The sequence below is a fragment of the Salegentibacter sp. Hel_I_6 genome (genome assembly GCF_000745315.1).
Taxonomy (GTDB): domain Bacteria; phylum Bacteroidota; class Bacteroidia; order Flavobacteriales; family Flavobacteriaceae; genus Salegentibacter.
This window is the reverse complement of record NZ_JQNQ01000001.1, coordinates 3,582,431-3,601,588: the sequence shown is the minus strand read 5'-3', so window position 1 is coordinate 3,601,588 and position 19,158 is coordinate 3,582,431. Positions and strand designations below refer to the sequence as shown.

Annotated in this window: 15 protein-coding genes; all 15 read right to left on the bottom strand. The window is 38.6% G+C overall.

From position 1 onward, the window contains the following. Positions 1–172: 172 nt before the first annotated feature. The gene (ilvA, locus tag FG27_RS15920) at positions 173–1,447 is read right to left on the bottom strand and encodes a threonine ammonia-lyase IlvA (protein ID WP_037320855.1); all 1,275 of its coding nucleotides are present in this window, start codon (positions 1,445–1,447) and stop codon (positions 173–175) included. A gap of 1 nt (position 1,448) precedes the next feature. Further along, positions 1,449–2,924, bottom strand: a complete 1,476-nt coding sequence (gene ilvC / locus FG27_RS15915) for a ketol-acid reductoisomerase (protein WP_037320853.1) — start codon at positions 2,922–2,924, stop codon at positions 1,449–1,451. 9 nt (positions 2,925–2,933) lie between these two features. Next, positions 2,934–3,464 (bottom strand): acetolactate synthase small subunit, encoded by a 531-nt coding sequence (gene ilvN / locus FG27_RS15910; RefSeq protein WP_037320851.1) that lies wholly within the window; start codon positions 3,462–3,464, stop codon positions 2,934–2,936. Then, the gene (gene ilvB, locus FG27_RS15905; RefSeq protein ID WP_037320849.1) at positions 3,464–5,197 is read right to left on the bottom strand and encodes a biosynthetic-type acetolactate synthase large subunit; all 1,734 of its coding nucleotides are present in this window, start codon (positions 5,195–5,197) and stop codon (positions 3,464–3,466) included. Before ilvB ends, ilvN begins: the two co-directional genes overlap by 1 nt. An 11-nt stretch (positions 5,198–5,208) precedes the next feature. Next, a complete protein-coding gene (gene ilvD, locus FG27_RS15900) occupies positions 5,209–6,882 on the bottom strand; it encodes a dihydroxy-acid dehydratase (RefSeq protein WP_037320847.1) in 1,674 nt (557 codons plus the stop codon). A gap of 448 nt (positions 6,883–7,330) precedes the next feature. Further along, a complete protein-coding gene (locus FG27_RS15895; protein WP_037320845.1) occupies positions 7,331–8,854 on the bottom strand; it encodes a bifunctional GNAT family N-acetyltransferase/carbon-nitrogen hydrolase family protein in 1,524 nt (507 codons plus the stop codon). 330 nt (positions 8,855–9,184) lie between these two features. Then, a complete protein-coding gene (locus tag FG27_RS15890) occupies positions 9,185–9,817 on the bottom strand; it encodes a response regulator transcription factor (RefSeq protein ID WP_037320843.1) in 633 nt (210 codons plus the stop codon). Then, a complete protein-coding gene (locus tag FG27_RS15885; protein ID WP_037320842.1) occupies positions 9,810–10,598 on the bottom strand; it encodes a sensor histidine kinase in 789 nt (262 codons plus the stop codon). Before FG27_RS15885 ends, FG27_RS15890 begins: the two co-directional genes overlap by 8 nt. A gap of 705 nt (positions 10,599–11,303) precedes the next feature. Further along, positions 11,304–11,690 (bottom strand): hypothetical protein, encoded by a 387-nt coding sequence (locus FG27_RS15875; protein WP_037320840.1) that lies wholly within the window; start codon positions 11,688–11,690, stop codon positions 11,304–11,306. A 907-nt stretch (positions 11,691–12,597) separates the two neighbouring features. Further along, positions 12,598–13,482, bottom strand: a complete 885-nt coding sequence (locus FG27_RS15860) for a biotin-dependent carboxyltransferase family protein (protein ID WP_051935892.1) — start codon at positions 13,480–13,482, stop codon at positions 12,598–12,600. Next, complete coding sequence (pxpB, locus tag FG27_RS15855) at positions 13,472–14,203, bottom strand: 5-oxoprolinase subunit PxpB (RefSeq protein ID WP_037320832.1); 732 nt, start codon at positions 14,201–14,203, stop codon at positions 13,472–13,474. Before pxpB ends, FG27_RS15860 begins: the two co-directional genes overlap by 11 nt. Continuing rightward, positions 14,200–14,940, bottom strand: coding sequence for a 5-oxoprolinase subunit PxpA (gene pxpA, locus FG27_RS15850; RefSeq protein WP_037320829.1), 741 nt, complete (start codon positions 14,938–14,940; stop codon positions 14,200–14,202). Before pxpA ends, pxpB begins: the two co-directional genes overlap by 4 nt. Positions 14,941–15,011: 71 nt before the next feature. Further along, positions 15,012–16,232, bottom strand: a complete 1,221-nt coding sequence (locus FG27_RS15845; protein ID WP_037320827.1) for an Nramp family divalent metal transporter — start codon at positions 16,230–16,232, stop codon at positions 15,012–15,014. Further along, positions 16,232–17,383: a DUF2891 domain-containing protein gene (locus FG27_RS15840; RefSeq protein ID WP_037320826.1), complete on the bottom strand. Its 1,152-nt coding sequence runs from the start codon at positions 17,381–17,383 to the stop codon at positions 16,232–16,234. Before FG27_RS15840 ends, FG27_RS15845 begins: the two co-directional genes overlap by 1 nt. A gap of 194 nt (positions 17,384–17,577) precedes the next feature. Continuing rightward, positions 17,578–19,116 (bottom strand): YifB family Mg chelatase-like AAA ATPase, encoded by a 1,539-nt coding sequence (locus FG27_RS15835; RefSeq protein WP_037320824.1) that lies wholly within the window; start codon positions 19,114–19,116, stop codon positions 17,578–17,580. Positions 19,117–19,158 lie beyond the last annotated feature (42 nt).

The following is a 19,158-nucleotide window of genomic DNA, read 5'->3' as shown; positions in this document are numbered from 1 at the left end:
ATATTTTGTGGATCTCTCAAGTTATAATTAAAATCAAATAATATTAAAAAAAGAATAATGCAATTCACTTACTACCTGCGGCGGCGCAGGAAGAAGCGAAAAACGGGAAATATTATTTGTCTCATTGAAAGCATATTGTAAATGTACATAATTATTTTAACCAACAAAATATTTATACCAAATATTGAAACAAATTAGGCTTATCGTTAAGATACTCCCCGTAAAAATTATTCGCTTTCATCCTGTTAACCAATGGCTCAAAATCTGCCGGGTCGTTTATTTCTATCCCCACAACCGCGGGAGCATTTTCCCTGTGATGCTTTTTAGAATATTCAAAATGGGTAATATCGTCTTTAGGTCCCAGAACTTTTTCCAGGAAATCTTTTAATGCACCTGCTCTTTGCGGAAAGCTTATCACAAAATAATGTTTTAAACCTGCATACAATAAAGCACGTTCCTTAATTTCGGCTGTTCTGGTGATATCATTATTACTTCCGCTAACAATACACACCACGTTTTTTCCTTTAATTTCTTCAGCAAAAAAATCGAGTGCACTTATAGCCATTGCCCCGGCAGGTTCCACCACAATAGCATCCTGATTATAAAGGTCAAGAATACTTTGGCAGATCTTTCCTTCAGGGACCGTGATCATTTTATCGAGATTTTCCCTACAAATTTCAAAATTTCGGCTCCCGACTTTCTGAACCGCGGCACCATCAACAAAACGTTCAATCGATTTTAATTCTACCAGTTTTCCTTCTTTTAAAGAAGAAGTCATAGAAGGAGCCCCTTCAGGTTCTACACCAATTATCTTTGTATTTGGCGAAAGTTGCTTAAACATTGATGACAATCCGGCTAAAAGTCCACCACCACCAAGGGGTGCAAAAACATAATCTATAGGTTCCTTAGCTTGTTCCAGGATTTCCAAACCAATAGTGGCCTGGCCTTCTATTACCTTTTCATCATCGAACGGATGAATAAAAACCAACCCGAATTTATCGGCATGTTTCATAGAACTTTTAAACGAATCATCAAAAGTGTCTCCTTTTAAAACAACTTCAACCCAATCGCCCCCAAACATATTTGTTTGTTCCACTTTTTGCCTTGGGGTGGTAATGGGCATATAGATCACACCCTTTACCTGCAGTTTATTACAGGCAAAAGCTACACCCTGGGCGTGATTTCCGGCGCTGGCACAAATAACTCCTTTATCCAGCTGTTCTTGCGGAAGGCTCGAAATCTTATTATAAGCTCCGCGAATTTTATAAGAGCGAACCTGTTGCAAGTCTTCCCTTTTCAACATTACATTTGCTGAAAATTTATTGCTATAGGTAAAAGAAGGCATCAAAGGGGTTTTAACAACCACCTTAGAAATGCGTCCTGCCGCTTCTTTCACAGCTTTTAACTGAGGTTTATATGTTTTTTTATCTGCCAGCAAAGTATCCATTTTATTCCTGTATTTTTTTCATTGCAGTCATTGCTTTCCTTAGCCTTCCACCCACTTTTTCAACGGGATGTTGCCTAATATCATCATTTACTGCAATTAACTGTTGATTGTCCACTCCGGTATAATCAGTTCCGAAAGAATGGCCTATAACCTCTTTTGGCAATCCACTCACATAATCTTTAATAAGCGGTTTTGCCGAATGATCAAACAAATAACAACCGTATTCTGCCGTATCAGAAATAATCCTGTTCATCTCGAACAATTTCTTCCTGGCAATAGTATTGGCGATTAACGGAGTTTCGTGTAAGGATTCATAATAAGCAGAATCTGCAATAATTCCAGCTTCTACCATAGTTTCAAAAGCCAGCTCTACACCAGACTTCACAAAGGCTACCAGTAAAACTCCCTTATCAAAATACTCCTGTTCTTTGATCTGTTCAGAAGTTGCTTCAGATTTCTCAAAAGCAGTTTCCCCGGTGGCTGCACGCCATTCAAACAATTCCTTATCACCATTTTCCCAATCACGCATCATTCGGCTACTAAATTCTCCTGAAATAATATCATCCATATGCTTTTGAAAAAGCGGACGCAATATTTGCTTTAATTCTTCGGAAATCGCATCGGCTTTGATCTTGGCCGGATTTGATAGCCTATCCATCATATTAGTAATTCCGCCATGTTTTAAAGCCTCGGTAATGGTTTCCCAACCATACTGAATTAATTTCGAAGCGTAAGCAGGTTCCACACCTTCAGCGACCATTTTATCGAAGCTCAAAATAGACCCGGTTTGCAGCACTCCACATAATATGGTTTGCTCTCCCATAAGATCTGATTTTACTTCAGCAACGAAAGAAGATGCCAAAACACCTGCTTTATCTCCCCCAGTGGCAACGGCATAGGCTTTAGCCCATTCAAAACCAATTCCCTGCGGATCGTTTTCAGGATGCACGGCAATTAAAGTCGGCACTCCAAAACCTCTTTTATATTCTTCTCGAACTTCACTACCAGGACATTTTGGCGCCACCATAATTACGGTAATGTCTTCCCGAATTTTCATTCCTTCTTCCACGATATTAAATCCGTGGGAATAAGAAAGCACCGCGTCTTTTTTAATATGCGGCTGAATCGCTTTTATTACTGAAGTATGTTGTTTATCTGGCGTTAGGTTAATTACCAAATCAGCTGTGGGAATCAATTCTTCGTAAGTCCCGACTTTAAAATTATTTTCTGAAGCGTTTTTATAAGATTGGCGCTTTTCTTTAATAGCTCCATCCCGAAGCGCATAAGAAATATCAAGGCCGCTATCTCGCATATTCAAGCCCTGGTTAAGGCCTTGAGCGCCGCAGCCCACAATCACTATCTTTTTTCCTTTTAAAGCAGCCACTCCGTCGCTGAATTCATCACTCCCCATAAACCTACAGGTTCCTAATTGGGCTAATTGTTCACGTAAAGAAAGACTGTTAAAATAATTCGTCATCACTTTTATTTAATTGGTTGTATCAAATTGTTCTAAAATGTTCGAGATTGGCATTTCGTTCTTAGTCACTGCAATAGTGCCCGAACGTACAAACTGCATCAATCCATAAGGTTTTAATTTTTCGTAAAGGCTATCGGTTTCATGGCGTTTTCCGGTTTTTTCTATTACAAAAAACTTTGGTGTAACCGTGACAATGCGCGCATTAGATTCCTTTATGAAATCCTGGATATTAAGATCTTCAACAAAATCGGCTGAGTTGATCTTATACAGCGCGGTTTCCTGGTAGATCATTTCATCATCGGTATGGTAAAAAGCTTTAATTACTTCAATTTGCTTTTCTATTTGTCCGGCAACTTTTTTAACCTGTTCCTCAGTAACCTGCACCACAATGGTAAAGCGCATTACTTCGTTTACCTCGCTCCTGGAAGCTGTAATACTCTCTATATTGATGTGCCTTTTTTGAAAAATAGCTGCAATACGGCTCAAAAGGCCTATGTTGTTTTCGGTATACACCGAAACTGTGAAATTTTTCTTTTCCATTACTCTAATCTTATATCAGAAACTGAAGCCCCGGTAGGAACCATTGGGAAAACATTTTCTTCCTGTTCAACTTTTACTTCAAGGAAATATGCCTCTTTAGATTGCATCATTTCGGTAACCGCTTCTTTTAAACCCTCCCGCTTACTAACCTGTTTTGCCTTAATATGATATCCTTTAGCAATTGTTATAAAATCTGGATTGATCATTTCAGTAGAGGCATAGCGCTTTTCAAAAAACAATTGCTGCCATTGCCGCACCATTCCGAGGAAATCGTTATTTAAAACCACAATTTTCACAGGAACTTTTGTTTGAAAAATAGTACCTAATTCCTGTATCGTCATCTGATAACCGCCATCACCAATTACTGCAACCACATCGCGTTCTGGTGCCCCCATTTTAGCACCAATAGCCGCGGGAAGTGCAAATCCCATTGTTCCTAAGCCTCCGGAAGTTACATTACTTCTGGTTTGATTGAATTTTGAATAGCGACAGGCCACCATTTGATGTTGACCAACATCTGAAACAATTACCGCATCACCTTTAGAGCATTTATTTATTTCATCAATAACTTCGGCCATTCCAATTTTACCGCGTTCTGCATTTAAATCATTTTTAATGATCTTATCGAATTCAATTTTATAATGATCTTTAAATTTTTGATGCCAGGCCTCGTGTTTATTAGGTTTTAAAAGTTCTAATAAAACTTTAAGCGTTTCGTTTACATTTCCCAGAACCGGAATATCGGCATAAACGTTTTTATTAATTTCAGCCGGATCTATTTCAAAATGGATCACTTTAGCCTGTTTAGCATATTTCTCCAAATTCCCGGTTACCCGGTCATCAAAACGCATCCCAATGGCAATTAACACATCGCATTCATTGGTTAACACATTTGGACCATAGTTTCCATGCATTCCAACCATTCCCACATTTAAAGGATGATCGGTTGGCATTGCTGAAAGCCCTAAAATTGTCCAGGCAGCCGGTACGCCCGATTTTTCAACAACCTGCTTAAAAAGTTCTTCAGCACCACCTAAAATCACTCCCTGACCAAAAACGATCATAGGCTTTTTAGCATTGTTGATCGCTTCGGCAGCTCTTTCAACTTCTATTAAATTTATTTCAGGTGTAGGTTTATAACTTCTAATGCCAGAACATTTTTTATAATTGAATTCCAATGAAGCGAATTGTGCATCTTTGGTAATATCTATTAAAACCGGACCCGGTCTTCCTGAACGAGCGATAAAAAAAGCTTTAGCTAAGATTTCCGGGATTTCTTCTGCTTTGGTAATCTGGTAATTCCACTTGGTAATAGGCGTGGAAATTCCAATAATATCGGTTTCCTGAAAAGCATCACTTCCCAGCAAATGCGAACCTACCTGCCCGGTGATACACACCATTGGGGTAGAATCTATTTGCGCATCTGCAATTCCTGTGACCAAATTCGTGGCTCCGGGACCCGATGTTGCCATCGCTACCCCTACTTTTCCACTAACTCTAGCATAGCCTTGTGCGGCGTGGGTTGCACCCTGTTCGTGACGGGTGAGGACGTGGTGAATTTGTTTCTGATATTTATACAATTCATCATAAACGGGCATAATTGCTCCGCCGGGATAGCCGTAAAGCGTATCCACCCCTTCCTCCAATAAACATTTTATCACTGCTTCAGCTCCTGAAACCGTGGTTGCTTTTGGGGAAGCCGTTTTTTCGAAACTAGCTGTTTTAACTTCCATAATTCACCTTATTAAAATTCATCGGTAACACAACCTTGAGAGGCCGAAGAAACCGTTCTTGCATATTTGTAAAGCACACCCTTATTAAATTTTAAAGCGGGGGCTTTCCAGTTTTCTTTTCTTTTCTCTATTTCTTCTGCTGAAAGCGCAACTTCAATTTTATTGGTTTCAGCGTTTATGGTAATCTGGTCTCCATCTTTCAGAAATGCCAGCAAACCACCTTCCTGGGCTTCCGGTGTAATGTGACCGACGACAAAACCGTGGGTTCCTCCAGAAAATCTTCCGTCCGTAATTAAAGCCACATCTTTACCGAGTTTTGCTCCCATTATTGCAGAAGTAGGTTTCAACATTTCCGGCATTCCGGGACCGCCTTTTGGCCCTTCATACCGAATGACGACGACATCTCCCTTTTTTACCTTTCCTTCTGAAATTCCATCATTAGCATCATATTCACTATTAAATACCTTAGCTGTTCCGGTGAATTGTAAACCTTCCTTTCCGGTGATTTTCGCTACAGATCCGCCTTCAGCAAGATTTCCGTAGAGAATCCTGATATGTCCGGTTTTCTTGATTGGGTTATCCAAAGGCCTAAATACATCCTGGCCTTCTTCCATACCTGGAACATCTGCCAGATTCTCGGCTAAGGTCTTTCCGGTTACAGTAAGGCAATCGCCGTGAAGCATATCGTTTTCCACCATATATTTTAGAACCGCTGGAATTCCTCCAATTCTATGCACATCTTCCATAGCATATTTTCCGCTTGGTTTTAGATCGGCTAAAAACGGAGTGCTATCACATATTTTTTCAAAATCGGTTAAGCTAAAATCAACTTCGGCCGATTTCGCAATGGCCAAAAAGTGTAATACAGCATTGGTAGAACCACCTAGCACCGTAAGTAAACGAATCGCATTTTCCAATGATTTTCGATTTACAATATCACGAGGCTTTATATCTTTTTCAATTAGCAAACGCACCGCTTTTCCGGCTTCCTCACTTTCAGTTTTCTTTTCTTCACCCACCGCAGGGTTTGAAGAATTATAAGGCAGCGCCATTCCTAAAGCCTCAATCGCAGAAGCCATAGTGTTAGCGGTATACATCCCACCACAGGCACCTGCACCCGGACAGGCTTTTTCTATAATGCTATCATATTCATCCTTGTCGATATCTCCGGCAGTTTTTGCGCCCCAGGCTTCAAAAGCGGAAACCACATCGAGTTTTTTACCCTTATGACAACCGGAAGCTATCGTCCCACCATAAACTAAAATTGATGGTCGGTTTATTCGTAACATTGCCATTAGCGCGCCGGGCATATTTTTATCGCATCCCACAACGGTGATCAATGCATCATAAGACATCGCATGAATTACCGTTTCCATCGAATCGGCTATAATGTCTCGAGATGGCAGCGAATAACGCATTCCAGGCGTGCCCATAGAAATCCCGTCGCTCACGCCAATGGTATTAAAAATTAAACCAACAAGTTCATTCTCGTTAGCGCCCTTTTTAACCAATTTGGCCAAATCGTTAAGGTGCATATTACACGGATTGCCTTCGTACCCGGTACTGGCAATACCCACAAATGGTTTTTTAAAATCTTCTTTGGTTAAACCTATGGCGTGCAACATAGCCTGTGATGCCGGTTGCGAATCGCTTTGTGTTAAAACTTTACTGAATTTATTATGCATTACTTATTCTTCTTCGTGTGATTTAAAGATTAAAAGTAAGCCGATAAGAATTCAACAGTTAAGTTGCAGTATAGAAAGCACTACTTTCGGAATAAAAATAATTAACCTAAACAACTGTTTTACAGAACTTTAACCGTGTTTTGATTACGATACCTGAAAAGGCATTTTGAAGAGGAAAAATTACAGCAAGAAAAAGCCCGGAATTCTACGAATTTCGGGCTTTTGAAAGATTCTTAATTTATTGAGGTAATTTTTGTTTTTTGACTATTTTAAGCTGAGTTTCTAATAATTTGGTAATTATACTAGGTTCTCGAAATAATTAACATTTTAGAAAAGATTGCTACGGTATCTGGTCTCGCAATGACGGTAAACAAGTTAATGTAAGTGGCAATTGTAAATAATTCCACCTGAAAACTGCCTACTGAGAATTGAGACTGCTTACTGGAACCTACTTTTTCTTCTTTAAAGAATATAAATCCTTCCTGCGATCCTTCATATTTCTTACACTTCCAAAGGCGTGTAACTCTTTTAGCAAATCCAGGTCTACATCAACCAATAAAGTACTTTCGGTATTAGGCGTAGCTTCGGCTTTAATTCCGTTTACGGGAAATGCGAAATCTGAAGGCGTTAATACGGCGCTTTGGGCATATTGAATATCCATATTATTCACTTTGGGTAAATTCCCAACGGACCCCGCAATAGCCACATAACATTCATTTTCTACCGCCCTGGCCTGCGCGCAAATTTTTACGCGGGAATAACCGTTTTGGGTGTCGGTCATAAACGGAACAAATAAAATATTCATTCCTTCTTCGGCTAAAATTCGGCCTACTTCAGGGAATTCAATATCATAACAAATTAGTACACCTATTTTCCCACAGTCGGTATCAAAGGTCTGGAGTTTGCTACCGCCCTTCATTCCCCAGGCCGATTCTTCAGCCGGAGTGATATGTAATTTTTCATAACGTTCATAACTTCCGTCGCGGCGACATAAAAAGCCTACGTTATACATATGCTCACCAATCACCATCGGCATACTTCCGGTGATGATATTTATATTGTAATTCACCGCAAATTCCTGGAAGGTTTCCAGCAAACGTTCAGTATAGGTAGAAAGTCCACGGATGGCTTCAGGTTCAGTTAATTCATTGAATTCGGCCATAAGTGGCGCATTAAACAATTCAGGAAAAAGAATAAAATCACTCTGATAATCACTTACCGCATCTACAAAGAATTCAATTTGGGAAACCAGCGCGTCATAATCCTTAAAAAGTCGCATTTGCCATTGTACCAAACCAAGACGAACCACGGTTTTGGGCGTATCTATCAATTTGGTGGTTTTGGTGTAGTAAATATTATTCCACTCCATTAACACCGCGTATTCCTTACTTTCGGCATCGCCGGGCAAATAGCCTTTAATTACTTTTTTTACGTGAAAATCGTTTGAAAGCTGGAAAGACAAGACAGGATCATGAATTTCCTGAAGTTTTACTTTTTCAATATATTTTTTAGGCGTGAGTTCTTTAGAATATGTCGCGTAATTAGGAATACGCCCACCAAACACAATAGATTTTAGATTAAGCTGCTCACAAACCTCTTTTCGGGCTTCGTACAGACGTCTTCCCAGGCGCATCCCGCGGTAATCTGGATGAATAAAAACATCTATTCCGTATAAAATATCACCGTTTTTAGTATGTGTAGAAAAGTTTTCACCCCCAATTATTTCATCGTAAGTATGATCTTCATCAAACTTTTTAGAATCGATGATGATGGAAAGCGCACAGCCCGCAATTTTATTATCTATAATAATACAAAACTGCCCTTCGGGAAACTTATTGACCAGATTCCTAATTTCATCTTTACTCCAGTATTCCTCTGGCATTTTCTGGTAGCTCTTTATCATAGAAACTTTGAGTTCCTGATAATCTTTAAGCTTTAAATTTCGAAGTTCAATTTTGGGAGTTTCGTTCACGACATTGTTTTTTTGAGATTGCGAAGATACAGCAGAAAGTTATCTATTAAAAATGGGAAAGTGATTTGACTCGAATTCGCGAATAGTTTTTCTGACGAATTACCTTTTACAATTTCAATCCTTGTTCTTGTTAATCGTCACCCTGAACTCGTTTCAGGGTCTAAGTAGAGCGTAACTAGTTTTCATGTTAGATTCCCGAAGAAAATTCGGGATAAAGTCTGAAACAGCATGACGTTCTATGGTAAGATCATAACTGTTAGAAACATATTCAAATAATCTTAGTTCTATTTAAAATTTTCGTTACTCCCCCTTCGGGGGCTGGGGGGCTTTTTACAACAACAAAATCCTGTGTTTAATTGCATAAAGTACCAAACCGGTTCGGCTTCTTACGTTTAGTTTCTGAAACAAACTTTCGCGGTAACCGTCTATGGTTTTTGGGCTAAGATTCATTTCGTTAGCCACTTCTTTATAGGTCATTTCAGAACAGGCCAGGCTAAGAAATTCCAGTTCGCGTTTAGTAAGGTTTGCAAGTTTATTTTCTTTATCCTTATTTTTAATCGCTTCAGAAACCGCATCGCTATAGAAAAAACCTTCTTTTATCACTTCATCTAAAGCAAATTTAAACTCATCTGGATCTATATCTTTTAGCAAATACCCGCGACAACCCAATTTCACCATAAAAGTCACGGTTTCCTCATCGTCTTCCATAGTAAGCGCCAAAACTTTCTGGTCGGGATAATTCTCTTTGAGCCAGGCCATCGTTTCAGGGCCATCCATTATTGGCATTCTAATATCCAACAACACTAAATCGGGTTTAGGCTGGTTAGCTTTAAATTGAGTCACCAGTTCCTGCCCGTTTTTATGCACGCCATTAACCTCGTAATTCTCAAAAGAATTCACCAGGTTTTTTAAAGATTGTGAAAATAAAGTGTGATCGTCTACAATTGCTACGGTATTATTCATCTTGTTGCCCCATTAAAGAATAACGTAAAGATAAGGAAGTTCCCGCTCCCATAGAAGTTTCCAGCTCAAACTTTGCCTGTATCAGCGCTGCTCTGCTTTCCATGTTGAATAATCCTGAATTCTTCTTTACCGCTTCCATATCAAATCCCTGCCCGTTATCTTTTGCAGTAATAATAATTTCTTCGGAAGTAAAACTAATATGAACATTTAATGTTGAAGCTTTCGCATGCTTGATCACGTTAGAAAAGAATTCCTGAAGTATCCTGAATAAAATTATACTGTGTTGTTGCGGAATTTCCTGTTTTTCTCCGGTTACTTTCAATTCGGCTTCAATAACGCCCATACGCTGAAACCTTGCCAGCTCATTTTCTACCGAAACCACCAAACCAGCGTAACCAATCACCTGGTTGTTTAGGGACTTTGAGAGCGAACGCACTTCCTGAAGTGAATTCGAGACGGTTTCTTTAATTTCTAAAGCTGAGTTTTTTTCGGCTTCAGGTAGCTTTCTTGAAAAAATATTCAACTGCATATTGGCTAAAGAAAGCAACTGACCAATATTATCGTGCAGCTCCCAGCCTACGTTTTTTAAAGTTTGTTCCTGCATTTCTAAACGCGATTGGGAAATTTCCAGCTCAAAGCGTTGCTTGGCCTCAAATTGCTCTTTTAGCATCTTGTTTTTTCGTCGTTGATATACCACAAAAAAAACGATCACAAAAGCTGTTAGCAGGAGGATAACTACAATAAAGTAAATGATGAGTAAAATTTCTTCCTTAGAAAGCATTTTTTATATTCTTAGAAGTTGGTTTTCTATTGTTGGCCAGGCTCAAAAAGGCGATACTATAAGAGCTATACATAAAAATATTCAAACCGATTAGAACGGATTTACTTAGCGTAATAAATTCTGGACTCTGAGTAGTATAATATTTATAGTAAATTAAAATAGGTGTTGAAGTTAAAAAGAAAAGAAGTGCCGCAAAGGAAATATAAAAACTGATTTCCCTTTTAATATTTAGAATTTTAGAACTCAATAAAATTTCAAAATAATAATAGAAAATTACCCCCAGCAGAAAAAAACTACCCAATAAATAAGTAACTACGGAGTTACTCTGAAGAAATACATCTGAAAATATTAAATTAATAATGCAAATTATCACATATAATAATAAAGCTTTATCAATAAATTTTCTTGTTTTATTATTTGAAATATTCCATTTAAAATAAAGTATATACACAACAAAACTTATGACCAGATAAGGATTATAAAGCCAGAAATTACTATACAAAAAAGTGCTTTTAAGAAAATGAAAAGGCTCATACAAATAAATTATTTTGGGAATTGATGCTATAACTTCCACCAAGAATGTAAGCAATAAAAAATAGGAAAAAAAACCGACCGCTTTATCGGTCGGCTTTTTCTTATAATAAAAAAGGCCTGAGATTGCCGCAAAACCTTCGAGCAAAATTACCAGAAAAATAAGTTTTTGCATTAATAATTTGTTGGAGGATCACCACTCTGGATTATATTCATAGGCTCAATTTCATAATTATTAGGGTCAGAATCTTCCTTGGCAGTTGCTGTATCTCCCGCAGCTTCTTTTGTGGGTGACAAAAACATGGTAGAATATCCTTTTTTATCATTTATAGTAGGATAAGCCCCTAAATAAAACCGAATCCCCGGTTTCTCTACGCCCTGCTCCTTAGATTTCTCCTTAACATAATCCAGGTATTCCTGTAATTCATCCACACTATACCAGAATTCGCGGGTATCTTCATAACCTTCGGCTTCTCGAATGTCTTTCCCACGGGTTTTTACCCATTCGTCCTGTTCCTTTCGCGCCTCTTCAACGCTAATGCATTTCTTTGGTTTTTTCATTTTTAAGTTGGTTGATTAAAAACTTAATTTTTTGTTAAGGTAAATTTAGGAGAATTTTTCTGTTTGACAAATCTTTGGTTGTCAGTTGTTTTTCAGTTCTCAGTTGTGAGTTTTCTGTTTTTGCCACGAATACACGAATATTTTCTGTTGCGCCATTGGGAGAAGCCGATATCCGACGTGTAATCTGTTCTGGATGAGTTCTCGGTTGTGGGTTCTCAGTTATGAGTTTCTTGTTCTCGGTTAATCCGGTTAAGGGTGTGGTTGGCAGTTTGGTGTTTATTGTTTGAGATTTGTTGTTTTTTTGCCACGAATATTTTTTTATCACTATGCGCTCGAAAGCGCCCTAGTCCCAAAGAGGGAGTTTTTTTTTCCTATTATCTTCTTTTTGAAAATAGTTCGTCACCCTGAACTTGTTTCAGAGCCTGCTCCGAAATTCATTCGGAGGTCTATCATGTTAGATGCTGAAATAAATTCAGCATGACGTTCTGAAGAAAGGGGATTTTTCCCCTTGTGACGAGCGTACTTATCTTCTACATTTGACATAGTCATTTTAGTTAGCTAAAGTGTTTTGGGGCAAAAAAGTGTCGTCAACGGTGAGGAGTTTGATTGGTAGGGTAATCAGGCTTCTCGTAACCAAGGCGGCACTTTTTTATTTTAGTGAGCCTTGATATTAATAAGGCCTTTGGCCGTAATGAATATCTTAGAGCGAACTAATCCCGATTTTACATCGGGACAAAAGCCCCCTAGCCCCCAAAGGGGGAATTTTTCACCCTCTTTGCTTAAAATAATTCTTCAAAATGAACTTCATTCAGAAACTACTATGAACTTTATTCGAATGTTTATCGTGTTAGAACCTGAAACAAGTTCAGGTTGACGTAAGTATAAAGAAAAATATAACACAACTTTTTCAGGATAAAGCTTCTCCCCCTTTGGGGGTCGGGGGGCTTTTAAACCTAATCTTATTCCCCGCCTTTTTCTGCGCCATCATATTAATTCCTTTCTCGCTTAATTGCAAAACCCTTGGATAACCACCCGTGGTTTGACAATCGCGCATAAGAATAATTAATTTTCCGCCGGGAGTGAGTTGAACGGTCCCAGGAAGCACCGGGCCGGTAATAATAGGCTGAAGTTCGTTCTCTAAGAGCTCACTTAGCTGGATCGCCATTCTATTATTATTTTTATCAATACTAAACTTACTTTGTTTTAAATGACTTTTTAAAGTTTCTGGCAGTTTTTCAAATTCAGGGCCGGGAAAAACTTCTATTTCTTCAGAATTCAGATATTCCTCATCAAACTTTATCCCAGCGTGAGTCTCATATTTTTCCTCCTCAGAAGCTTCGTACTGCAGTTTCATTCCTTTTTCGAGCTTTTCGTGGCTGGTAATATCTTCGTACCAACTACGGCTTCCCAGGACTTTTTCTGTTTTAAATCCGTCCAGGATTGCTAAATACGAACGCATTCCGTATTCCGGCCTTCCAAAAGATAAAATATCACCTTCGTGAATTTTCACTACTTCATTATTGTCAATTTCAGTATCGTTTAGTTTTGGAGAAAGATTTCCTCCGCTAATGGCGATTTTTGTCGCTGCCGAAAATTTAAGTTTTGGCCCCATTTGGGTAATTTCCATCACCGCGGCATCGGCCTGATTTTGCAAAATAAGGTTGGCGGTTTTTAGAGCGATCCTATCCATCACTCCACTTAAAGGAACTCCATATTTTTGAAATCCACGACGACCAAAATCCTGGATCGTGGAAAATAATCCCGGATGTAAAATTTCAACTTCAGCTTTCATAATTTTCTTTTTTTAGTTGAAAAGTTCCTTCGGAAATTTGCTCTGAAATTTCTTCAAATTCTTCTTTAGAAACCGAATAAAATTTCACTTTATCACCCGCCGAAATCTCACAAGGCGGATCGTTATTTTTATCAAAAAATTGAACCGGACAGTTGCCTAAAATTTGCCATCCGCCTGGACTTGATTTCGGGTAAATTCCGGTTTGGTTTTCGCCTATTCCAACAGCCCCTTTTTCGATCTTCATTCTGGGTTGATCTTTACGCGAAATTTGTAGCTTTTCATCAAGCCCTCCCAGGTATAAAAATCCGGGTAAAAACCCTGTAAAAAATACGGTATAAAATGGTTTGGTATGCAGCTCGATAATTTCTTCTTTTGAGAGTTTTTTTTCTTTGGAAATATATTCCAGATCCCAACCAAATTCTTCCTCATAACAAACCGGTAAATAGAAAATTTGCTGGTTATTTATTTTTCCTATCTTAGCCTCTCCAAACAGCTCTTTAATCGCTGAAACCTCATTATAGAAGTTTTCTATACTAAACATATAACTAATTAATAACGAGTTATATGTATTGATTACCTCAACATTTACTTCATCGTAAAACTCTTCTAGTTTATCTTTGTAAAAAAGGAGCTTTTCGAGAAGCTTTTCACTAATTTCAGGCTCAAATTCTATAAGAATTCCCCGCTCTCCCATCGGTGTTATTTTAGGAAAATCATTCATTTTGCATTCTTAATTTTAATATTATGCTCCGTAAATTTCTGCTGTAAAAAACTCATAATTTCAACTGAATTTGGCGTGTCACTGTGCAGGCAAAACGTAGTGGCGCTGCAACTAATTTTAGCCTCATTTTCACAGGTAATTTCCCCTTCAGAAAACATAGAAAATAGATGTTCAAAAACAGCTTCTTTTTCGCTTATCAAGGCATTAGATTTTGAACGAGAAACCAGGCTGTAATCGGGGTTATAATTTCGGTCTGCAAAAGCTTCAAAAACAATTGGAATTTGAGCTTTTGCAAGCTCAGAAATCACCGAATTTAACGGACAAAAAAGCGCCAAATTTTGATCAAATTCCAGCAAGGAATCTATGATAATTTGAGCTGTTTTTTCGTCTTTTGAAGCTTCATTATAAAGTGCCCCATGAGGTTTTACATGGGTGAGTTTTACACCTTCTGCTTCGGCCAATTGTTTTAAACTTAAAATTTGTGCAACAATAGAACGCTGCAATTCTTCCGCAGAAATCTTCATAGTTTTTCTTCCGAAATTTTCCTTGTCGGGATAAGAAGGATGCGCCCCTATTTCCACTCCATGCTCCACAGCAAGTTTAATAGTTTGCTGCATGGTTTCAAGGTTTCCGGCGTGACCACCGCAAGCAATATTGCAGGCAGAAATATGCGGCATTAGATCTGCATCAAAGTCGCCGCCTTCACCTAAATCGCAGTTTATATGGATTTCTTTCATCTTTTTATTTTAAGTTTTGCAATTCCTTAAAGCTACGTAAGCTTCGTAGTAAATAGAATATTCGGAATTTATTAAAAACTTTGTAAAACGCTTAGAATCGCTTTAATTCCTAAAAATACGGAAAGTGCAATAACAAGTATTCCCAATACATTTTGAAGCTTAGAATTGCGGTGTTTACCCAAAACCGAGGCTTTATTGACTACCCAAAATAAGAAAATAGCAATTACGGGCAATAGGATTCCATTGGCAATTTGGGCGAAGCGTATAATCTCAATAGGATTAATTTGCAGGGAAGAGAAGAACACACCCAAAATAAGAACCACGGCCCAGACTGATTTAAATTTCGCTGACTTCATCCCTCCTTCCCAACCAAAGCAGCCTTTTACTACATAAGCGGCGGCTAAAGGAGCGGTAATAGAAGAAGTGATCCCGGCAGCCAAAAGTCCCAAGGACATAAACCAGGTAGCAAATTTCCCGAAAAGTGGCTCGAGGCTTACCGCCATGTCAGCTGCCGAATTTACATTACTTAAGCCGGAAGAAGCAGCGCTAATAAGAATTGCCATAGAAACCGCACCTCCAAGGATTATAGAAACTATGAGTTCTTTCCTGGCAATGGGCAAATAAGAAGCTTCTTTCCACTTTTCACTAACGAGAGAAGCGTGCAAAAACAAGTTGTAAGGAACCACGGTAGTACCTACAATAGCCATCACCGTAAGCAATCCAGCAGCATTACTTGTAGGCATAAGCCCGCTTAAAATTTCTAAAATATCCGGTTTGGTAAGAATTGCAGTAAGCACAAAACTTATACTCATTAGTAAAACCAGGCCAATAAAGATCTTTTCGAGGGTTTTATAACTTCCGGTGAATAAAAGTATAAACGCGACTGCGCCAATAAAAATACTCCATAAGTTAAGCGTGAAATCGCCAATTAGAAGATTTTGAATTCCAAAGATAGCTTCGGCTCCAAGAACGGCGCCGGTAATATTACCTGCTTCGTAAGCAGCATTCCCTATAACAATGGCTGAAAAAATAAGAATAATCGCTAAAACCCTGAAGATCGGTTTTTTAATCTCTTCACGAATTACATCGCTTAAGCCTTTTTGAGAAACTACACCAAGTCGCGCAGCCATTTCCTGTAAAATAATACAGGAAAAAATAGATAGCAATAAGGCCCAGAGCAAGCTGTATACAAATTCAACCCCAGCCAGCGTACAAACAGTAACCGTTCCCGGGCCAATAAACGCCGCGGAAACAAGGATTCCCGGCCCAAGATTTTTCAAGAAATTTCGCACTACATACCTTTAGATTCCTGCAAGGCGTAAATTGCAAATGTTCCCAACCAATGACCACCTTCGTAACTATCCCCTGTTAAATTTGGAAATGAATAAGCCACATGTGTATTGGCAAGTTCCTTTAAATGGGAAAATTTTTCAGGATATTTATTTATTAATCCGTAGAAGACCCAAGCACGACTAAAATTAAGTCCGTCAAGATGAACCAGTTTTCCATCGGTCCTATCAGAAACTTCCCCAACTTCCATCTCAAAATCAGAATTTTTTAACTGTGGAAGAAAATCGTCAAGCCACATTTCAAAAGCATTTTTCGGTAAAATACGGCGCATAATATTTACCTCTTCCAAACAGGGTGAGAGAAAATCAAATCCGCCCGGTTCCCAGGTTAAAGGACAGTCATCATCTTTCAGATAAAAATCTTTTGCCCGTTTTGAGATAAGCTCCTCAAGCTCAGTATTCCCAACCACAATTGCGTAATCATAAGCAAAGCTAAGTCCGAAAGCTGTATTCGCATGCTCACCTACCCTAATAGGGTAATTTAATTTTGGAAGGAATTCCAGGTATTTATTGGCGATAAGATTGGTTAAAGGAGCTAAATTTTCACCAATTTCATCGGCCAGGGGATCATTCCAGGTTTCAATTTCCTCAGCCAGTTTTAATAGCCAGGCCCAACCGTATGTACGTTCAAACGAATCGCTTTGATCCCTTTTGAAATATGCTATTTCTCCCTGGATATTTTCCGCGGTAAGCGATTCTTTTAATTTTTCTTTTATAATTTCCGCTTTTTCAAGATCAGGAAATTGCTTTAACAAACTCACCATAGACCAATGCGCGTGTACCGAAGAATGCCAATCGAAACAGCCGTAAAATGCCGGGTGTAAATCTGAAGGTTCTCCTATAGCCTCTTTATTTTCGAGGGTTTGATTGAGTTTATTAGGATACTCGGTATTTATGCAGTTTAAAGGAAGTTCGGCAAGCTTATTCGCTTCCTCTTTAGTGAATTTTATACTACTTTCACCAAGCAATTCCCCATCTAAAAAACTCTTCTCCTTAATGCTATCATTTTCCATTTCTGAAACTGGCTCAACCTCTGGATCTCCTTTACACGCAAATATGGTAACCGCGATTAGGAGCAATAATTTTTTTTTCATAGTAATTAGGTCTTAGTAAACTGGAGCCGGAAACAAATTCTTCATTAGCATTGAAAATGAATTATTTAATTCCATTTTTGCAAAGTAAACTATTTCGTAGCGTTAATTCTCGAGTAAATATAAATTTAAAAGTTGACATATTTAAACCGATATTGCCTTCAAAATTATCAAAATTAACTTAAAATAGAAGAAAATTATCCCAACCAGCCATCCCGGTCCAGGCTTCTGTATTGGATAGCTTCGCTAATATGGTTTCCTTTAATGTTTTCTGAATTTTCTAAATCGGCTATAGTTCTTGAAACTTTAAGAATACGATCATAGGCCCTGGCTGATAAATTTAAACGCTCCATCGCGGTTTTAAGTAAAGTTTTAGAAGCCTCATCTAAAGCACAAAATTCACGAATTTGCCTTACACTCATTTGTGCGTTATAATGCACTGAATCAGATTCAGCGAAACGTTCGGTTTGAAACTGCCTCGCCTTAGTCACTCTCTTTCTAATTTCAACGCTACTTTCGCCACGGCGTTCTTCACTAAGTTTTTCAAAAGGCACGGGAGTGACTTCAATATGAATATCTATCCTATCTAATAGCGGACCACTAATCTTACCTAAATAACGTTGCATTTCTGCCGGAGAAGAAAATGCAGGAGCGTCTGGATCGTTAAAATAACCGCTTGGGCTGGGATTCATACTTGCTACCAGCATAAAACTGGAAGGATAAGTCACCGTAAATTTAGCCCGGGAAATAGTTACCTCCCTGTCTTCCAGAGGTTGCCGCATTACTTCTAAAACACCACGCTTAAATTCCGGGAGTTCATCGAGAAATAAAACTCCGTTATGCGAAAGTGAAATTTCTCCCGGTTGCGGATACGCCCCACCGCCGACAAGTGCTACGTCTGAAATTGTGTGATGCGGACTTCTAAAAGGTCTTTGCGACATCAATCCCACGTGTTCTTTTACCCGCCCAACAACACTATGAATTTTAGTAGTTTCCAGGGCTTCATGTAAAGTCATTGGTGGTAAAATACTGGGAAGACGTTTTGCCAACATCGTTTTCCCGGCTCCCGGCGGACCAATAAGAATTATATTATGACCGCCCGCCGCAGCAATTTCCATACAGCGTTTTATAGATTCCTGCCCCTTTACATCGGCAAAATCATGTTCTGGATGATCAAGACTTTTATAGAATTCTTCACGGGTATTAATTATTGTTCTCTTCAAAGCTTCATCCTTATCAAAAAAGTTAATTACTTCTGTGATATTTTCAACTCCGTAAACTTCAAGTCCGCTAACTATAGCAGCTTCTTTTGCGTTTTGCTTTGGAAGGATGAAACCTTTAAAACCTTCTTCCTTAGCTTTAATAGCAATGGGTAATGCTCCTTTTATGGGTTGTAAGCTTCCGTCTAACGAAAGCTCACCCATAATGAGATAATCTGATATATTTTCTGATTTTATTTGGCCTGAAGCGGCCAGGATTCCAAGACTTAAACTAAGATCGTAAGCCGATCCTTCTTTTCTAAGATCTGCCGGCGCCATATTGACAATGATCTTCTTACCTGGGAATTTATACTTGTTATTCTGAAGGGCTGCAGCAATTCTAAAACTGCTTTCCCTAACCGCATTATCTGGAAGACCAACCAAATGATATCCAATACCGGTTGCTACGTTTACCTCAATAGTAATTGTAGTTGCCTCTACCCCAAATACGGCACTTCCGTAAACTTTAATAAGCATCTAAGAATTTTGTTTTCTTAAATGTACTAAATTTTATAAAAA